The sequence below is a fragment of the Pseudomonas sp. 18173 genome, from assembly GCF_050432945.1.
Classification (GTDB): domain Bacteria; phylum Pseudomonadota; class Gammaproteobacteria; order Pseudomonadales; family Pseudomonadaceae; genus Aquipseudomonas.
Map to the genome: position 1 here is coordinate 55,636 of NZ_JBKFTN010000008.1, position 17,534 is coordinate 73,169.

18 protein-coding genes and 1 pseudogene are annotated in these 17,534 nt (G+C 59.6%); 13 read left to right on the top strand and 6 right to left on the bottom strand.

Going from position 1 to position 17,534, the window contains the following annotated elements; genetic code table 11:
* The first annotated feature begins 65 nt into the window (after positions 1–65).
* Positions 66–473 carry an SMI1/KNR4 family protein gene (locus ACLD1X_RS11340; RefSeq protein WP_007995855.1) on the top strand — a complete coding sequence of 136 codons (408 nt, stop codon included), beginning with the start codon at positions 66–68 and terminating at the stop codon, positions 471–473.
* 22 nt (positions 474–495) lie between these two features.
* On the opposite strand, the gene ACLD1X_RS11345 is transcribed toward ACLD1X_RS11340, so the two are convergent.
* Positions 496–2,259 (bottom strand): cation:proton antiporter, encoded by a 1,764-nt coding sequence (locus ACLD1X_RS11345; protein WP_429367633.1) that lies wholly within the window; start codon positions 2,257–2,259, stop codon positions 496–498.
* 285 nt (positions 2,260–2,544) lie between these two features.
* On the opposite strand from ACLD1X_RS11345, the gene ACLD1X_RS11350 reads away from it, so the two are divergent.
* Positions 2,545–3,027, top strand: a complete 483-nt coding sequence (locus tag ACLD1X_RS11350) for an acyl-CoA thioesterase (RefSeq protein WP_007934430.1) — start codon at positions 2,545–2,547, stop codon at positions 3,025–3,027.
* A gap of 142 nt (positions 3,028–3,169) precedes the next feature.
* On the opposite strand, the gene pdxY is transcribed toward ACLD1X_RS11350, so the two are convergent.
* Complete coding sequence (pdxY, locus tag ACLD1X_RS11355; protein WP_429367635.1) at positions 3,170–4,042, bottom strand: pyridoxal kinase PdxY; 873 nt, start codon at positions 4,040–4,042, stop codon at positions 3,170–3,172.
* Positions 4,043–4,161: 119 nt separating this feature from the next.
* On the opposite strand from pdxY, the gene ACLD1X_RS11360 reads away from it, so the two are divergent.
* Positions 4,162–4,575 (top strand): DUF3301 domain-containing protein, encoded by a 414-nt coding sequence (locus tag ACLD1X_RS11360; protein ID WP_429367637.1) that lies wholly within the window; start codon positions 4,162–4,164, stop codon positions 4,573–4,575.
* Positions 4,576–4,579: 4 nt separating this feature from the next.
* On the opposite strand, the gene ACLD1X_RS11365 is transcribed toward ACLD1X_RS11360, so the two are convergent.
* Positions 4,580–5,551, bottom strand: a complete 972-nt coding sequence (locus tag ACLD1X_RS11365; RefSeq protein WP_429367639.1) for a CobW family GTP-binding protein — start codon at positions 5,549–5,551, stop codon at positions 4,580–4,582.
* A 27-nt stretch (positions 5,552–5,578) separates the two neighbouring features.
* Between ACLD1X_RS11365 and ACLD1X_RS11370 the strand changes: the two genes are divergently transcribed.
* Complete coding sequence (locus ACLD1X_RS11370) at positions 5,579–5,935, top strand: NADH:ubiquinone oxidoreductase (RefSeq protein WP_429367641.1); 357 nt, start codon at positions 5,579–5,581, stop codon at positions 5,933–5,935.
* Between the two features lie 15 nt (positions 5,936–5,950).
* Here ACLD1X_RS11370 and zigA read toward each other — a convergent pair whose 3' ends face one another.
* Positions 5,951–7,156: a zinc metallochaperone GTPase ZigA gene (zigA, locus tag ACLD1X_RS11375; protein ID WP_429367643.1), complete on the bottom strand. Its 1,206-nt coding sequence runs from the start codon at positions 7,154–7,156 to the stop codon at positions 5,951–5,953.
* A 142-nt stretch (positions 7,157–7,298) separates the two neighbouring features.
* Here zigA and ACLD1X_RS11380 point away from each other — a divergent pair, with 142 nt between their 5' ends.
* The 8 genes and pseudogenes from ACLD1X_RS11380 to ACLD1X_RS11415 all read left to right on the top strand — a co-directional run bounded on the left by ACLD1X_RS11380 (position 7,299) and on the right by ACLD1X_RS11415 (position 14,001).
* Positions 7,299–7,676: a glutamine synthetase gene (locus tag ACLD1X_RS11380; RefSeq protein ID WP_429367645.1), complete on the top strand. Its 378-nt coding sequence runs from the start codon at positions 7,299–7,301 to the stop codon at positions 7,674–7,676.
* 202 nt (positions 7,677–7,878) lie between these two features.
* Positions 7,879–8,775 carry a GTP cyclohydrolase FolE2 gene (gene folE2, locus ACLD1X_RS11385; RefSeq protein WP_429367647.1) on the top strand — a complete coding sequence of 299 codons (897 nt, stop codon included), beginning with the start codon at positions 7,879–7,881 and terminating at the stop codon, positions 8,773–8,775.
* On the top strand, positions 8,772–9,440 hold the full coding sequence (locus tag ACLD1X_RS11390) for a metal ABC transporter ATP-binding protein (RefSeq protein WP_429367649.1): 669 nt from the start codon (positions 8,772–8,774) through the stop codon (positions 9,438–9,440). The genes folE2 and ACLD1X_RS11390 overlap by 4 nt, the downstream gene beginning before the upstream one ends.
* A pseudogene (locus ACLD1X_RS11395) lies at positions 9,440–10,307 on the top strand (metal ABC transporter permease). The gene ACLD1X_RS11390 and the pseudogene ACLD1X_RS11395 overlap by 1 nt, the downstream one beginning before the upstream one ends.
* Positions 10,308–10,318: 11 nt before the next feature.
* Positions 10,319–11,194, top strand: coding sequence for a metal ABC transporter substrate-binding protein (locus tag ACLD1X_RS11400; RefSeq protein ID WP_429367651.1), 876 nt, complete (start codon positions 10,319–10,321; stop codon positions 11,192–11,194).
* Positions 11,191–11,751, top strand: a complete 561-nt coding sequence (locus tag ACLD1X_RS11405) for a carbonate dehydratase (protein WP_008018335.1) — start codon at positions 11,191–11,193, stop codon at positions 11,749–11,751. The genes ACLD1X_RS11400 and ACLD1X_RS11405 overlap by 4 nt, the downstream gene beginning before the upstream one ends.
* 2 nt (positions 11,752–11,753) lie before the next feature.
* On the top strand, positions 11,754–13,091 hold the full coding sequence (locus tag ACLD1X_RS11410) for a dihydroorotase (protein ID WP_429367653.1): 1,338 nt from the start codon (positions 11,754–11,756) through the stop codon (positions 13,089–13,091).
* A gap of 31 nt (positions 13,092–13,122) precedes the next feature.
* A complete protein-coding gene (locus tag ACLD1X_RS11415; RefSeq protein ID WP_429367655.1) occupies positions 13,123–14,001 on the top strand; it encodes a His/Gly/Thr/Pro-type tRNA ligase C-terminal domain-containing protein in 879 nt (292 codons plus the stop codon).
* Positions 14,002–14,065: 64 nt separating this feature from the next.
* On the opposite strand, the gene ACLD1X_RS11420 is transcribed toward ACLD1X_RS11415, so the two are convergent.
* The gene (locus ACLD1X_RS11420) at positions 14,066–14,587 is read right to left on the bottom strand and encodes a DUF3617 domain-containing protein (RefSeq protein ID WP_429367657.1); all 522 of its coding nucleotides are present in this window, start codon (positions 14,585–14,587) and stop codon (positions 14,066–14,068) included.
* 132 nt (positions 14,588–14,719) lie between these two features.
* Here ACLD1X_RS11420 and cls point away from each other — a divergent pair, with 132 nt between their 5' ends.
* Positions 14,720–16,159: a cardiolipin synthase gene (gene cls, locus ACLD1X_RS11425; RefSeq protein ID WP_429367659.1), complete on the top strand. Its 1,440-nt coding sequence runs from the start codon at positions 14,720–14,722 to the stop codon at positions 16,157–16,159.
* Here the strand turns inward: cls and cfaB are convergent.
* Positions 16,156–17,340, bottom strand: coding sequence for a C17 cyclopropane fatty acid synthase CfaB (gene cfaB / locus ACLD1X_RS11430; protein ID WP_429367661.1), 1,185 nt, complete (start codon positions 17,338–17,340; stop codon positions 16,156–16,158). The genes cls and cfaB overlap by 4 nt on opposite strands.
* Between the last annotated feature and the right edge of the window lie 194 nt (positions 17,341–17,534).

The window sequence follows — 17,534 nt, forward strand, 5'->3', positions numbered from 1 at the left end:
TATAGCGAGCTACTGTATAAACCGCCCCATATAAACCGCGCCATACAAGCAAGAGGATCCCGGACGTGGAAGAAATCATCGAACAACTGCGTGAAGCCAACGAACCGGTACCGGTCCCCTTGGAGTTGCCCGACGAAGATCAACTGGTAGAGGTCGAAGAAGAACTCTTCATCAACATTCCGTTCGTCTTCAAGGAATTCCTGCTGACCGTCAGCGATGTGGTTTACGGCAGTCTTGAACCCGTGACCGTCACTGACCCGCAATCGCATACCTACCTGCCCGATGTGGCCGCAAATGCCTGGGATGCTGGCGTACCACGGGATCTGATCCCGATTTGCCAGGACGGCGACAACTACTACTGCGTCGAAGAAGACGGCACGGTGGTGCTGTGGTCGGGCGAAGAAGAGCTGATCACCGAAGAGTCCTGGGAATCCGTATGGCACTGGGCGCGGGACGTCTGGCTGGAAAGCTGACCCGGCGAACGCTGCAGGGTGGTCAATGCCCGGACGACTCCTTGTGATTGTCGAGGGTTTCCAGCAACGCCACCTGCATCCGCGTGTGCACACGAATGAACCAGCGCCACAGCAGCGCCGCCACGGCGGCCGCAACCACGGCGATCAGTACCAGCAACTTGTTGGTCGGCAAAATACTGGCCGACAAGGCTGCCAGCAGCAAAAAGATCACCAGCAGCGACAGGATCGGGATCACTTCGGCGATCACCCGGCGCACTCGCTGTGTGTGGCGCCCGGCCATCTCTGGCTTGACGCCCATTTCCGCCAGCAACATCGACAGCGCCTTGAGCTTGCGGTACGCCGCAATCAAGAAAGGCAGTGACAACAACAGCGCCCCACCCCAGATCAATGCCTTCTGCCAGCTCGGGTCACTGATCCAGCCTTGCAGGTAAGCCGATACGCGCTCGGCGAGGAACGCACCTGTTAAGAAGATCGCAATCACGAGCGCCAGATTCACTCCCACCTGCAGCAAAATCCTCCGAATCATCGACGCCAGCAACGCCCCCTCACCCTGAGGCTGGATGCTGCGCAGCCATTCGCCATACATCCCCAACACTCGCCCCAGTCGTTCCGGCATGGCGCCGGCGAGCTTGATAGACAATGGATCAGCCGCGCGGATCAGATAAGGCGTCAGCAAGGTCGTGATCACCGAAACCGCCACAGCCACGGGGTATAAAAAGTTGCTGGTAACCTGCAACGTCATGCCGAGTGCCGCGATGATGAAAGAGAATTCGCCAATCTGTGAAAGACCCATCCCGACTCGCAGTGAGGTGCGTCCGTCATTACCGGCGATAAACGCACCCAGGCCACAGGACAACATCTTGCCGAGCACCACGGCTACGGTGATTACGGCAATTGGCCAGGCGTATTGCAGCAGGATTGCCGGATCGAGCATCAGCCCGATGGCCACAAAGAAAATCGCACTGAAAAGATCGCGAACCGGTTCAATCAGGCGCTCGATTTTCAGCAGTTGCCGGGATTCAGCCATGATCGCACCGATCAGGAACGCCCCGAGAACCATGCTGTACTCAAGCTTGACCACCAGCAGGCAAAAGCCAAAACACAGGCCCAGCACGGTAATCAGGAGCATTTCGTTGCTCTCGAATCTGGCCACGTAGGCCAGCAAACGCGGCACCATCAGAATGCCGATGACCAATGCGACGATCATGAACAGCGACAGTTTGCCGACTGTAGAAAACACTTCGCCGGAGCTGACCGTACCGCTGACGGCGATGCTGGACAGCAGCGCGATGATGCCGATGCCCAGAATGTCTTCGACGATCAGGACACCGAATATCAGCTGTGCAAACCGCTCGTTCTTCAACTTCAGGTCATTGAGTGCCTTGACGATGATGGTGGTCGAGGAAATCGCCAGGATCGCGCCGAGGAACAGTGAATCCATGGTGTTCCACTCGAACCAGCGCCCAATCTCGTAGCCGATCCAGATCATCAACACGATTTCCAGGAACGCCGCGATGAATGCCGTGGCACCGACCTTGAACAACTTGCGCAGGCTGAACTCCAGGCCCAGGCAGAACATCAGGAATATCACGCCGAGTTCGGCCAGGGTCTTGATGGTTTGTTCGTCATGGATCAGGCCGAATGGCGGGGTGTGCGGGCCAATGATGAAGCCAGCGACTATGTAGCCCAGCACCACTGGTTGTTTCAGGCGATGGAAAACCACGGTTACCACGCCTGCGATCAACATGATCACTGCCAGATCCTGAATGAAACTGATGGCATGCATGGCGTGAGACTCCCTGGATGGCATTGCTCGATCCCGGACGCAGGAAAAGTCTGATCGAGCAGAACAAATATCTGGATCGCGTGTAGGAAATGCCCTGAGACAGAGCTTTTTTGCAGGGTAACACCGCGACTTCTGGCAGAAAGGCGGTGCAATATATGGAAACAGATCGATCCGGCGTGACGGCGACTCCGCACCCGGCGTCCCGATAACTGTTAGTTTGAAAAAACCGCTGAGGCACCCGCAGAGGTGCGTCCCTCAAACCTGGCCTTGACCCGTGAGAATGCTATGGAACCCGGAAACGCCCAGCTGTCGATGACGGTATTGATGACCCCAGACATGGCCAACTTCTCTGGCAATGTTCACGGCGGCACCCTGCTCAAATACCTCGACGAAGTGGCCTACGCCTGCGCCAGCCGTTATGCCGGCCGCTATGTGGTGACCCTGTCGGTGGACCAGGTCATTTTCCGTGAGCCGATCCATGTCGGCGAACTGGTGACCTTCCTTGCCTCGGTCAACTACACCGGCAACACCTCCATGGAGGTGGGCATCAAGGTGGTGACCGAGAACATCCGCGAGCGCTCGGTGCGCCACACCAACAGCTGCTTCTTCACCATGGTTGCGGTGGATGACCAGCGTAAACCTGCATCGGTACCGCCGCTGCAACCGCAGAACAGCGAAGACAAGCGCCGCTATATGCAGGCCCAGCAGCGCCGGCAGATTCGCCAGGAACTGGAAAAGCGCTATCAGGAAATCAAGGGCGACGCCTGACCTGTTCGATCGTTCAATCGCCATCGCGGGCAAGCCCGCTCCCACAGGGATTCAAGTTGTCAGCACTCTTTGTGCAACACAGCAAAACCTGTGGGAGCGAGCCGGCTCCGGGCGGCGATCCGACGAAGGGGACAACGCTGAATCAGAGGCTGATCGGGTTCGCTTCGAACCGCACCCGCGGATGGGCAATCCGGTCCTGGGCCCGAACCAGTTCCAACTCGTAGCTGGCACACGCCTGGGTTTCCAGCAGCACCTCATGCACCGCCGACGCCGCGAACTCGAACGCAGCTACCAGGCTGTCTCCCAGCAGCACACGCGCCAGGAACAACCCGGACGTCAGATCGCCCACACCTACCGGTTGACGCGGAAACGCCAGCAGCGGGCGCTGCAAATGCCAGCTGCCTTCGGTCGTCACCAGCAGCATTTCGAAGACCTCTGCCGGTTTACCGGGGTAGTCCAGATGCTTGACCAGCACCGCTTTCGGGCCGCGCGCCAACAAAACGCGCGCCATTGCCAGGCAATCGAACAGCGATTGCGGCTTGCGCCCGGAGAAGCTGTCCAGCTCCAGCTGGTTCGGGCACATGAAGTCCGCCACGGCCGCGGCCTCTTCCAACAGAAAATCACCGACTTCCGCCGGAACACTGCAGCCCTTCTCCGGATGCCCCATGACCGGGTCACACAGGTACAGCGCCTTGGGGTTCATCGACTTGATCCGCGCCACTCCCGTCAGGATCGCCCGACCCTGGGCCGCACTGCCGAGGTAACCGGAGAGCACCGCATCGCAGTTGCCCAACTCGCCAATCGCCGCAATGCCTTCGACCAGGTCCGGTATCTGCTGCGGCGCCAGCACTTCACCGGCCCACTGACCGTACTGGGTATGATTGGAGAATTGCACGGTGTTGAGCGGCCAGACATTCACCCCGACCCGTTGCATCGGGAAAACCGCGGCACTGTTGCCAGCGTGACCAAATACCACGTGGGACTGGATAGCGAGCAAATGCGGTGTACGTTTCATGCGGTGGATTTCCGTAAAACGATTGAAATTCTAGCCGCGCAGTATGCGACTAAACGCAGCCTGTACGACAGACCAGCGACACAGTTAAGCTGACACTATCTTGTTGGAGCACCCTGTTGATGCTGACCCTTGGAAATATATTCGTGCTGATGCTTTTCGCCACTGCCGGCGCATGGCTTTGGCACAACCACGGCTTGCGCGAGCGCGCGCTGGAGCGGGTCAAACAGCACTGCAGCAAGCTCGGGATCGAATTGCTGGACGGCAACGTGGCCTTGAAAAGAATAGCGTTCATCAAGGATGCCAGCGGTCGGCGACGCCTGGCCCGTGTGTACAACTTCGAATTCACCGTAACCGGTGAAACCCGCCACAACGGCACCATCACCCAGTTCGGCGCCCACAGCGCACAGATTGAGCTGGCGCCCTACCCGGCTCCATTCGACGAAACCGAACCGGTGGTCGAAGTGGTGAAGCCTCGCGCTGAAGTGATCGAGCTGAGCCAGTGGCGTCAGGAACATACCAAGTGGCGACCTTAGGCCATTAACCCGCTTCGGATCGGCACGCTGCCAGCTCACTCTGCAGTCGTTCTGCATGCTGCGGCTCACCGAAAATCAGCTCGATACGCGAATCCTGCCGCCATTCACTGGGCTGCCAGCTCAGCACAGAGTTATCCACCGCATTCACCGAGACCCACCCCTGGACACTGTGGATAACCAGCTTCGCCCGCTTCCAGGCAAGGCTTTCAAGCCAGCGGCAGACCCGGGCAGCATCAAACACCTGGCTTGAGTGCCAACGCCAACCGATACTCCAGCCACCGTCCTGCTCCTGACTCAAGCAGATGGGCAACGCGGGATCGGTCCAGACAGCCGGCATCTGCGCCAATCCCTTGGGCACGACGAAGTTATCCACACCCTCCAGCGCCCTGGCCTTCAGCCCCGGCAACTCGCTCAAGGGTAAAGCCGCCTGTTGCGTCCAGTACAAAGGGGTCGACGGCAATTGCCCGGCAACCCGCTGGCGACTTTCTTCTTCGAGACCTTCAGATTTGTTCAACAGTAACAATCCCGCATGGCTCAGCGCTTGCTGTTGCGCCTGCGGCAGCGGTTTGCCAGCGGCCAGCGCCTGGGCGTCCAGCACCAGTACACAAGGCTGAACAGCCAACACGCCTTGCCACGGCGCTTCGCTCAACTGCCTGAGCAACTGCGCCGGATGCCCCAGCCCTGAGGGTTCTATGAACAGCCGATCCGGTTGTGCCTTGCGCAACAAACGCCCAAGACCAATCTGGAACGGTGCGCCGTTGACGCAACACAAGCAGCCTCCGGCCACTTCGCCCAGTGCGATACCATCGGCGTCCCGGGTCAGGAGCGCAGCGTCGAGACCGATCTGACCGAACTCGTTGATCAACACCGCCCAGCGCTCACCAGCCGGGCGCTGGGCCAACAGGTGTTTGATCAGGCTGGTCTTGCCGGCGCCCAACGGGCCGGCAATGACATGAGTGGGGATGTTCTGCAGCATGGTCGATGATTTCTGAGGAGGTGATGGATGCGGTTGATTGGCTTGTCGTTGCTCCTGGCACTCGTTTCGGGCGAGGCGCTGGCCCAGGCTTGCGTGGTTCACAGCCAGGCAGAACGGCTTGATGTCCAGGTTTGCCAGCAGAACCGCAACATACCGCCAAAACTCTTCGCCGATGGCTTCTGCCAGCCGAACCTGGCGGGGCAGAAAGTCGAGGTCCGGTATGTCGATCAATGCCCCGGCGGCGCATTTGGCATCTGCAGCAACGCCCAAGTCACCAATATGCCCTACCGCCAGGATATTCACTATTACGGCGTTGCCACTGACGCGGCGTATCTGCAGCCTTACTGCGAGACTCGGAGCCAGGGCACCTGGCTCAAACCTTGAAGCGCCAATAGAGGCTCACGCAGCCTCTTCGTACCAGGGGCCGAATGGATCAGGCAGCAAACGCCAGCCCTCTTCGCCCAGCGCCATTTCCTCATCGGTCAGCAGGCAGGCGTCCAGTTCGGCCGTGAGTTGCATGAAATCGATGTTCTGGCCGATGAATACCAGTTCCTGGCGACAGTCCCCGCCGTCGGCGGACCAGTTTTTCATGATCCCGGCGGTACTTTCCGCGTCCTGCGGCCATTGGCCTTTCGGTACGAAACGCCACCAGCGCCCGGCAAAACCATAGCGCATCAAACCACCGGCCTGGGACCAGCTGCCGGCGTCCATGTGTTTGCTCGCCAGCCAGAAAAAGCCCTTGGAGCGCAGCAGCTTGCCGTTATCCCAGGAGCCGTTGATTAAGTTGAAGAACCGCTGCGGGTGGAACGGCCGCCGGGCCCGGTAAGCGCTGGACGCAATGCCATACTCTTCGGTTTCCGGCACGTGTTCGCCGCGCAGTTCCTGCAACCATCCCGGTGCCTGGGCAGCCTTTTCGAAGTCAAAACGACCGGTGTTGAGAATCTTGTTCAAGGGGATTTCGCCCATCGCCATCGGAATGATTTCCGCCCGGGCGTTGAGCCGTTCAAGTATGGCGAGCAGTTCCTCGCGTTGGTGACGGCTGATCAAGTCGACCTTGCTGAGCAAAATCACATCGGCGAACTCGACCTGCTCAATCAGCAGATCGGTAATCGAACGCTCGTCGTCTTCCCCTAGCGTTTCGCCTCGGGAAGCCAGGTTTTCAGCAGCCTGGTAATCGATCAGGAAGTTCATGCCATCGACCACCGTGACCATGGTGTCCAGGCGTGCGATGTCGTTGAGGCTCTGGCCGTTTTCATCGCGGAAGGTGAAGGTTTCCGCCACCGGCAGCGGCTCGGAAATACCGGTGGACTCGATCAGCAGATAGTCGAAGCGACCCTCCCTGGCGAGCTGGCTCACCTCCTCCAGCAAATCTTCACGTAACGTACAGCAAATACACCCGTTACTCATTTCCACCAACCGTTCTTCAGCCCGATTTAGGCTGACATCGCGCTGGACTTCGGTGCCATCAACGTTGATTTCGCTCATATCGTTGACAATGACCGCAACCCGCAATCCATCGCGATTACGTAGTATGTAATTAAGAAGTGTACTCTTTCCAGCACCTAAAAAGCCGGAGAGAACGGTCACGGGGAGTCGATTTGACATCTACATATACCTCACAGGGATGCCCGGTCGCTGTGTCGGGCTTACGCAATGTTATACTGTTACATCACAGATAAACTATCCCCTCTTGCTCAGCAGCGCAAAGGACAGGATGCTGAACGCCGCTCCTCTCGTGAGAAAGCTTATGCGCAACGCCCTTAAACCCGCATTGATCATGCTTTCCCTGCTGGTGGCTGCCGACGCAACGGCCCAGGTCCCGAGCCTGGCCAGGTGCACCCGCAGCGCCAACCTGCTGGCCTGCGTGGATGCGGATGGCAACGCCTACAGCGTCAACACCGCCGGAAGCACGATCTATCTGCGCGGGTTCGAAACAGCCGGCAGACGCTATTGGGTGCAGACCAACAGCCGCTACGGCCAGCTTACGTTCTTCACCGGTATCGCTTCCGATGGCGAGACCTGGGTTGGCTACAACCAGCGCATCGGCTGGACCACGATCAACCGGTTTTCCAGCTCCGGCGGCAGCAGCGCCAAGTTCACCTGCAGCCGGATCGCTGGCTGTTAGGCCTGCCTGCTCCACGCGCTTGCGATACAACGTGGTGATTCCCGCCAGGCCGCCAAGCAAGGTGCGCCCAGGGCCAACTGACTGAAATCACCGCTGAGGCTGGCGCCACTGGGGTCGATGAAGACCTGTTCATGAAAAAGGCATCGTCGATTTGATTGTTATACTATAACATCTCAAATCAACTCCCACGATGGACCTGCTCATGAATGCGCTGACTTTGCCGGATATCGCCGTGCAGGCCACACGCCAAGCCCTGCCACTGGAGTGGGTGGGCATGTGCGGCATTGCTCTTCCTGTTTTGTTTGATGGCCAGCGGTTGAATGCAAAGGCCGATGCCGGCGTGAGCCTCGACGATGGCAATGCGCGCGGCATTCACATGTCGCGGCTCTATCTGGCGCTTGAGTTGTTGGAACAGGAAAGCCTTTCACCGGCTTTACTACGGCGGGTTTTGCAGCGTTTTCTTCAGAGCCATGAAGGGCTGTCCAGCAGCGCTCACTTAACCATTCACGTCGATGTGCTGCTGAAAAGGCCGGCGCTGATCAGCCCATTGGCGGGCTGGAAAAGTTACCCCGTGAGCATCGAAGCGCGTTTGAAAAACGCAATGTTCCACGTGGAACTAAAAATCGACCTGCCTTATTCCTCAACTTGCCCGTGTTCCGCAGCCCTTTCTCGACAGTTGATTCAGCAGCAGTTCGTCGATGATTTCGCCAACAAGTCGCTGCAACACGCCGATGTTTTAGCCTGGCTCGGCTCCACCAACGGCATCGTCGCCACACCTCACAGCCAGCGCAGCAGCGCAAAGTTGTGCGTACGCCTGGCTGATTTTCTGGATGAGTTGCCTCTGATTGCCGTCATCAACGACGCCGAAGCCGCACTCGGTACCGCCGTCCAAACAGCGGTTAAACGCGCCGACGAACAAGCCTTCGCCTTGGCCAACGGTCAGAACCTTATGTTCTGCGAAGACGCCGCACGCCGTTTGAATCTGGCCCTGAAGCGCTCCACAGGCATCAACGCGTTCCACATTCGTGTGATCCATGCCGAAAGCCTGCACGCCCATGACGCCGTAGCCGAAAGCCGATTCAACTGGGAGGCCGCATGATCGCTTGCCACGTCTTGCGCTGGGGCGCACCGGGTCAGCCACTCACGCCGGCGCTGGACTTCGAACTGCCGAAGGGCAGCCTGACCGCCATCATCGGGGCGAACGGTTCCGGGAAAAGCAGCCTGTTGAAGGTCATCGCTGGCTTGCAAAAACCGCTGGCCGGAAAAGTAAGTCTGGGTGTTTCACGCAGGGGCGGTGTGGCGTTCCTGCCTCAGCAGCAACACCTGGACAGGCAATTTCCGATCAGCCTTCAGGCATTGGTCGCCGCCGGTTTCTGGGGCAACAGACAATCAGCGCAAATCCGTAGCCAACGACTGAAAGCCGTCCTCGAAGACTGGGGCCTGAATGGCCTTGAAGACCGCCCCCTGATGGCCCTCTCCGGCGGTGAACTGCAACGCGCCCTGCTCGCCCGATTGAGCCTGACCGACGCGACCTTGCTGCTGCTCGACGAACCCCACGCGGCCCTCGATGAGCCCGGTCAGGCATTGCTCTGGAAGCACATACATCAATGGCACGTGGAAGGCCGGACGTTGGTGGTTGTGTGCCACGACCTCGCCGCCGTCCGCGAGCACATCCCGCACACATTGCTGATCAAAAGCAGCGGTTGTGTATTCGGCCCGAGCGCCGAACTGATCCGCCAACAACCTCAATCGCAGGTGGCCTGATGATCGCTGCAGCGCATCTCTGGCAACCGTTCCACGAGTTCGTCTTCATGCGTCGGGCGCTGCTCGGTGGTTTGCTCCTGGCATGCAGCACCGCGCCCCTGGGCGTGTTTCTGATCCTCAGGCGCATGAGCCTGATCGGCGATGCTGTCGCCCACGGCATCCTTCCCGGTGCAGCGCTGGGTTTCTGGTTTGCCGGGCTAAGCCTTCCGGCGTTGACCATCGGCGGCCTCGGTGCCGGCCTGAGCATGGCAGGCCTGGCCGCCTGGATTACCCGACGCACTGGCCTGCGAGAGGACGCCAGCCTCGCGGCGATCTATCCGATTTCCCTCGCCGGTGGCGTAGCTGATACTCGGCATCGCCGGTAAACGCCTGGATCTGTTGCACCTGCTGTTTGGCTCGGCGCTGGCGGTCGACGCCCCCACCTTGAGCGGCATGCTTTGGGTTTCGGGCCTGAGTCTGATGGCCATGGCATTGATCTACAGACCACTGCTGCTCGACACCCTCGACCCGCTTTTCCTGCAAACCGTCAGCCGACTCGGCCCACTGGCCCACGGCGTGTTCCTGACACTGGTGGTGTTGAATCTGGTCATCGGATTCCAGGCGATCGGCGCATTGATGGTGGTCGGCTTGATGATGTTGCCTGCCGCTGCGGCGCGTTTCTGGAGTCGCCGTTTGCCGGTACTGATCGTCTTCGCCGCGTTGCTCGGCAGCCTCTCGGTGTGGCTCGGTCTGTTGATCTCGCTCTACTACTCGCTGCCCAGTGGCCCGGCAATCGTGTTGGTCGCAGGCGCCGGGTATCTGTTGTCCGTGGTGTTCGGACCGGTGCACGGCTTGCTGCGCCGCCCGCCTTTGCTCACATCCCAATGAGGTTTAACCCGATGCGCGCTTTACTCGTGCTGTTCAGTATGATGGTGTCGATGTCGCTGTCTGCCGCCGAGAAACTTCAGGTGGTTACCAGCTTCAGCATCCTTGCCGACATGACCCGTCAGGTCGGCAAGGACCATATCCAGATCACCAACATGGTCGGCCCGGACGCGGATGCCCACACGTACGAGCCGACACCGGACGACGCCAAAGCGCTGCTCAAGGCCAGGCTCATCATCAAGAACGGCCTGGGTTTCGAACCCTGGCTGGACCGCCTGGTGACCAGCACCGAGACCCGGGCAACGGTCATCAGCGCGAGCCACGGTGTCATACCGCGTAGCCTGGAGGAAGACGGCGAAACCGTTCCGGACCCGCATGCCTGGCATAACCTGGCGAACACCGAACTGTACATCGCCAACATCACCAAGGCGCTGATTGCCGCTGACCCGGCGAACAGCGCCGACTATGAGCGCAACAGCCAGTTGTACCTGAAGCAGGTCTACGCCCTGCTCGCTGAAGCCAAGGCCAAACTCGGCTCACTGCCACCAGGCAACCGCAAGATCGTGACGTCCCATGACGCCTTCGGTTATCTCGGCCAAGCCTACGGCATCGAATTCATGGCGCCTCAAGGCCTGTCCACCGAGCGCGAACCTTCGGCCACCGAGGTGGCTGCCCTGATCACCCAGATTCGTCAGGCCAAGGTCAAGGCGGTGTTCATGGAAAACATCAAGGACGCGCGTCTGCTCAAGCAGATCGCCGATGAAAGCGGTGCACAGATCGGCGGCACGCTGTACTCCGATGCCCTCGCGTCGAGCGGCCCGGCCAGCACCTTCACCGGGTTGTTCGAGTACAACCTCAACACCCTGTACAACGCGTTGAGCCAGCCATGATCCGCAAGAATCCTTCCGGCGATCTACCGCTGATTGCCGAGTCGGCCTACGTCGACAAGACGGCAATCATCTGCGGCAAAGTGGTGATCGGCGAAAACGTATTCGTCGGTCCCTACGCGGTGATACGCGCTGACGAAGTCGATGACTCGGGCGACATGCAGCCGATCACCATCGGCGCCAACTCGAACATCCAGGACGGCGTGGTGATCCACTCCAAATCCGGTGCGGCGGTGACCATCGGCGAATTCAGTTCCATCGCCCACCGCTCGATCGTGCATGGCCCCTGCACCGTCGGCAATCGAGTGTTCATAGGTTTCAACAGCGTGCTGTTCAACTGCGTGGTCGGTGACGGTTGCGTGGTACGGCACAACTCGGTGGTCGACGGGCGTGACCTGCCTGCAGCCTTCTACGTGCCCTCCACCACACGGATCGGCCCCAACACCGACCTCTCGCAATACCCGCCGGTGAGCGTCAGTGCTTCGGAGTTTTCCGAAGACGTGGCGCGCACCAACGTCGATCTGGTGCGTGGCTACAAAGCCCTGCAAAACGAGTTCTGACCATGAGCAGCGTGCTGATTCGCAATGCCCGGCTGGTGAACGAAGGCCGTGAGTTCGAGGGCGATCTGCTGGTGAGTAACGGCCGTATCGTGAAAATCGCCGGCAGCATTGACGATGAAAACGCCAACGTGGAAATCGATGCCAAGGGCCAATGGCTGCTGCCCGGCATGATCGATGACCAGGTGCATTTTCGTGATCCCGGCGCGCCCGAAAAGGGCAGCATCTACACCGAGTCCCGGGCCGCGGTGGCGGGAGGCATCACCAGCTTCATGGACATGCCGAACACCTGTCCACCGACCCTGACCCTCGAGGCACTGGCCGACAAGAAGCGCCGCGCGGCAATCAACTCCGCGGCCAACTACGGCTTTCATTTCGGCGTGAGCAACGACAATCTCGACACCGTCGCCGCGCTCAAGCCCTGCGAAGTGGCCGGGGTAAAAGTGTTCATGGGCGCGTCGACCGGCAATATGCTGGTGGACGACCCGCGCATTCTCGAACGCTTGTTCGCTGACGTGCCGACCCTTTTACTGGCCCACTGCGAACACACGCCCAGTATCGAATCCAACGCCGCCAGACTCAGGGAACATCTTGGCGAGTCTGCTCCCCCTGCGGTTCATCCACTGATCCGCGATGCCGACGCGTGCTTTCGCTCATCCTCAATGGCGGTCGACCTGGCGAGAAAGCATGGCACCCGCCTGCACGTCCTGCACCTGACAACGGCTCGGGAACTGGCCTTGTTCGAAGACCAGCCACTGCATCAAAAACGCATCACCGCTGAAGTCTGCCTGCATCATCTACTGCTCGATGACCGCGACTATCCCGACCTGGGCAACCTGATCAAATGCAACCCGGCGATCAAGACGCAAGCTGACCGCGATGCCTTACGCCAGGCTCTGTCGAGCAACCGGCTGGACATCATTGGCAGCGACCACGCGCCGCACACCTGGTCGCAAAAACAGCAGCCTTACTGGCAGGCACCATCCGGTCTGCCGCTGGTGCAGCACGCGTTGCCTGCGTTGCTGGAACTGGTCGCAGAGCAGATTTTGCCGATCACCACGCTGGTGGCCAAAACCAGCCATCGTGTCGCCGACCTATTCGCCATTCCCGATCGAGGTTATCTTCGAGAAGGCTATTGGGCAGATCTGGTGCTGATCAAACCCGAACCCGGCGGCGTTGCCGTTTCCACGCAACCGATCCTGTCGCAATGCGGCTGGACACCTTTCGCCCGCCGGAGCTTTCGACACAGTGTCAGCACCACGATCGTGTCGGGGCAACTGGCCTGGCACGACAAGCGTCTTAATGACAGCTGCCGGGGTTTGCCCCTACGGTTTATGCGATAACGCTCGTTAGAAGCACGTGAGTACGCCGACCATGATCCAGATCACCCTGCCCGATGGTTCATTGCGTGAGTACGACCAGCCGCTGTCTGTGCACGAGTTGGCCGCCAGCATCGGCCCGGAACTGGCCAGCGCGGCCGTAGCGGGCCGAGTCGATGGTGTACTGGTGGACTGCGAATACATGATTCAGGCGGATGCCCGGGTCAGCATTGTCACCCCCAGGGAACCCGACGGCCTGGAGATCCTGCGCCGCTCCTGTGCATTGATGCTGGCCATGGCGGTCAAGCAACTCCACCCCCATGCGCAAATGCGCGCGGGCAGGGAATTGGGCGACGGTTTCTTTTACGAGTTTTCGGTCGAGCGACCGCTGACCCCGGCAGACCTGCCCCTCATCGAAGCACGCATGCAGTCACTGGCAGCGACCAATCACTCGATCCGTCGTCAGCCACCACACGAAGCGGTATCGCTGTACCGACTGGGGGACACCGAATACCAGAGTCATGGACCGCATGTCCCCACCACTAAAGTCTTGCAGGCGTTTGCCCTCGATCACATCAGCGGAACGTTACAGCAACGGATCTACGGCACCTGCTGGTCCAGCCACCAGGAACTGCAACAATGGCGCGTTCCACCCCACGTGGTCGTCGTGAGCATGGATGACCGCCAGGCGACTTATGCCCAAGCGGTAACCGAATCATTGCGCCAACGGGGCGTGCGTGCAAAAGCCGACCTGCGTAACGAGAAGGTCCGCTACAAGATTCGCCAGCACAGCCAGACCGTGCCCTACCTGGTGGTGGTTGGCGAAAAAGAACAGGCCGGGGGATTTGTCAGTGTGCGCAGTCGCACGGGGGAGGATTTTGGCCGGATGCCCGTCGAGGCGGCGTGTGAATGGTTGAGTCGACCAGGGATTTAGGGAGGCTGGATGGACGCTTTCGTCGGATCGCCGCCCGGCTCCGGGCGGCGATCCGACGAAGCTTTTAGGCCCTTGGCTTCACCGTACCGCAATCCTGCCCCAACCAGACGGCGCGGGATTCAAGGCTGCCTTTCTGCTGAATGCCTGTGGCGTTGAAGGTCCCGTTGACCTTGGTGGTGAATTCGCGATCACTGAGGAATGTCGCCACGCCCGCACCCTGGGCTCTCGGGCAACTGAAGCGGAATTTCCACTGATTGCCGGAGCGGTCGGTGATTTCCTGCTTGCAGCCCGACTGCGGATCGGTCAACGGAATGTTATCGGTCTTGACCTGCTCCTGGGTCAGGCACGCCCGGATCCCTTTGCCCCCCATGGTGATGCCCTGCTTTTCCAGCATTGCGCGCTGCTCAGGGGTCATCTGACTTTGAAGCTGACCCAGGATCAACTGCAGGTCCGGCATATTCTGTTCATCGACCTTCATGTTGCTTGTGGTCAGCTCCCACAATCCTGGTTGCAGCATTTGCGCGTGAGCCGCCACAGGAAGTGCCAACCCAAATGCCATGGCCAAACCCAGCAGACGAACGTTCATCGAGTAACTCCTGATCAGTAGTGGCCGTTAGACGTCAGCCGCGCGCTTCGGTTCATGGGCCAATTAATTAGCGACATTCTGCACGGAACATGGTCTGTTAAGCACTGAATCTTCAGGAGCAAGGCAGCCCCCATGGATTATTTCGGACCGCATATTTTCGGATATACCATCGCCCTGTTGCACTCGCTGGGCATGATCGCGGCCATACACGCCGTGTTGACCGTTCGTACCGCTCAAGGCTCGATCGCCTGGGCCCTGTCGCTGTTTTTCATCCCTTATTTCACGCTGATCCCGTACCTGGTGTTCGGCCGCAGCACCTTTGATGGTTATATCAAGGCCCGGCGACAGGCCAACGAGGAAATGCGCAAGGCCGTCTCCGAACTCAACTGGCGGCCCTGGGTGGAAGAAGCACTCACCGCCCGCGCTTCTGCCGCATACGCCTCACTCAGAGCAATGCCCAAGCTCGGAACCATGCCTTGCCTGGCCAATAACGAGATGCGGCTGTTGATCAACGGTCAGTCGACATTCGAGGCCATTTTCGGTGCCATCAGCCAGGCAAAGGAAGCCGTGCTGATCCAGTTCTTCATCGTTCACGACGACCGCCTCGGCCAACGCCTGCAATCTCTACTGTTGAAGAAGGCCGCCGAAGGCGTGGCGATTTACCTGCTGTATGACCGAATCGGCAGCCACTCCCTGCCCCACGGCTACGTGCAGGCCTTGCGTGATGGCGGGGTCGAGGTCAAAGCCTTCGCTACCCGAAGTGGCTGGCTCAATCGCTTTCAGGTGAATTTTCGCAATCACCGCAAGATCGTGGTGGTGGACGGCATTCTCGGCTTCGTCGGCGGGCACAACGTCGGTGACGAATACATGGGCGAGAAGCCGCCCCTGGCCCCTTGGCGCGATACCCACGTGCAAGTGCGCGGGCCAGTGGTGGCGTGCATGCAGGAGTCTTTCGCCGAAGACTGGTTCTGGGTCGCTCGTGCACTGCCGCCGCTGATCCTGCCCGAGGTTTATCCGGAAGACGGCGTGTTGTGCCAGCTGCTTGCCAGCGGTCCGGCCGATGCCTGTGAAACCTGTTCATTGTTCTTTGTCGAGGCCATCCACGCAGCGACCGAACGAGTCTGGATTACCAGCCCGTACTTCATCCCCGACGAAGCCGTATTCGCTGCGCTGCGCCTGGCGGTACTGCGCGGAGTGGATGTGCGCCTGCTGTTGCCGTCCCGACCCGACCACCGAATCGTCTACGCCGCCTCCAGCCTCTACGCCTTCGAAGCCGTGCGAGCCGGTGTGCGGGTATTCCGTTACGAACCCGGGTTCCTGCACCAGAAAGTGGTGTTGATCGATAGCGAAATCAGCGCCATCGGCAGCGCCAACATGGACAACCGTTCGTTCCGGCTGAATTTCGAAGTGATGTTGCTGACCGTCGACAGCGCGTTCGCCGCCGAGGTGGAACAGATGCTCAACGATGACTTTGCCAACGCCCACGAAATCGCCAAGGAAGAAGGCCGGCAGACCCGCCGCGTCCAACAGCTCGGCATGCGGGTCGCCCGGCTTATTTCACCGATTCTCTAGAGGTAGATATCGTCACGGGTCCATGGCAGTTCATGACTGCCATCGGCATGGGCCTTCACGGCGAGAATCTGGTGCAGGTTGATCCAGCCGCGGGCGAACGCGTAAGCGCAACCAGCCAGGTACAGCCGCCAGATGCGCAGGGCTTGTTCCGGTACGAGCCTGGAGGCCGCTTCGAGGTTGTCTTCCAGGCGTTCGCTCCAGTGATCGAGCGTGCGTGCGTAGTGCAGGCGCAAGCTCTCGACGTCGACGATTTCCAGCCCGGCCTCACTGATCTCGGCAGAGATCATCGACAGGTGCGGCAGCTCGCCATTGGGGAACACATATTTTCCAATGAAGTCACCGGCACCGCGTCCCACCGGACGGCCATCGGTGTATTTGGCGGTGATCCCGTGGTTCATCACCAGGCCGCCGTCTTTCACCGCACCGAACAGGGTCTTGCAGTACTCGGCAAGATTGGCGTGGCCGACGTGTTCGAACATGCCGACGCTGACCACTTTATCGAAACGGCCATCCTGCGGCAGGTCGCGATAGTCGAGCAGTTGCAGTTCGACCAGGTCCTCCAGGCCCTCCGCTTTTACGCGTTCCCGGGCTAGGCCCAACTGCTCCTTGCTGAGGGTGATACCGAACACTTTCGCGCCAAATTCTCGCGCCGCGTAACGCGCCAATCCGCCCCAACCGCACCCCACATCCAGCAGATATTCACCGGGCTGCAGGCGCAGCTTGCGGCACAAATGACGGAACTTGGCTTGCTGGGCCTGCTCGAGGCTTTCGCTGCCGGTCTCGAAGTAAGCGCAGGAATACGCCATGTCGCTGTCGAGCCACAGCTGATAGAACGCATTGGAAAGGTCGTAGTGGTAGGAAATCGCCTTGGCATCCGTCTCTTTGTCGTGGACCGTACGCACAGGCTGATTGTCATCGCCTTCGTCCAGCAACGCCTGGCTCCATTCATCGCAGACGCGGATCACATCGTTGATGGAGCCTTCAAGCTCCAGTTTGCCTTCGACAAAAGCCGCACCAAGAGCGTCCAGGCTTGGATGGGTAAACTGGGTGACCATTTGCGGGTCCTTGACCACAATCGTGACACTGGGCGTCGGCCCCAGATTGAATTCATGGCCATCCCAGAGTCTCAGGCGAAGCGGTAATTGCAGATTCTGTAAGGCCGGTGGAAGATGCGCGAGCATGGAGAATCCCCCTTGTTTCAGACGTCTGATCAGAGGGTAGACCATCTTTGAAAAATAGCTGGCTATCGAATTAATAGCCGTTTTCAATGATTCGCGACGCCTGCACCTGCCGCCGCGAATGCACAAAATGATGTGCCCTCATCTTCAAAGACTACGAACCGCTCGCACAGTTCTAAAAACTTGAAGCTCCCGCG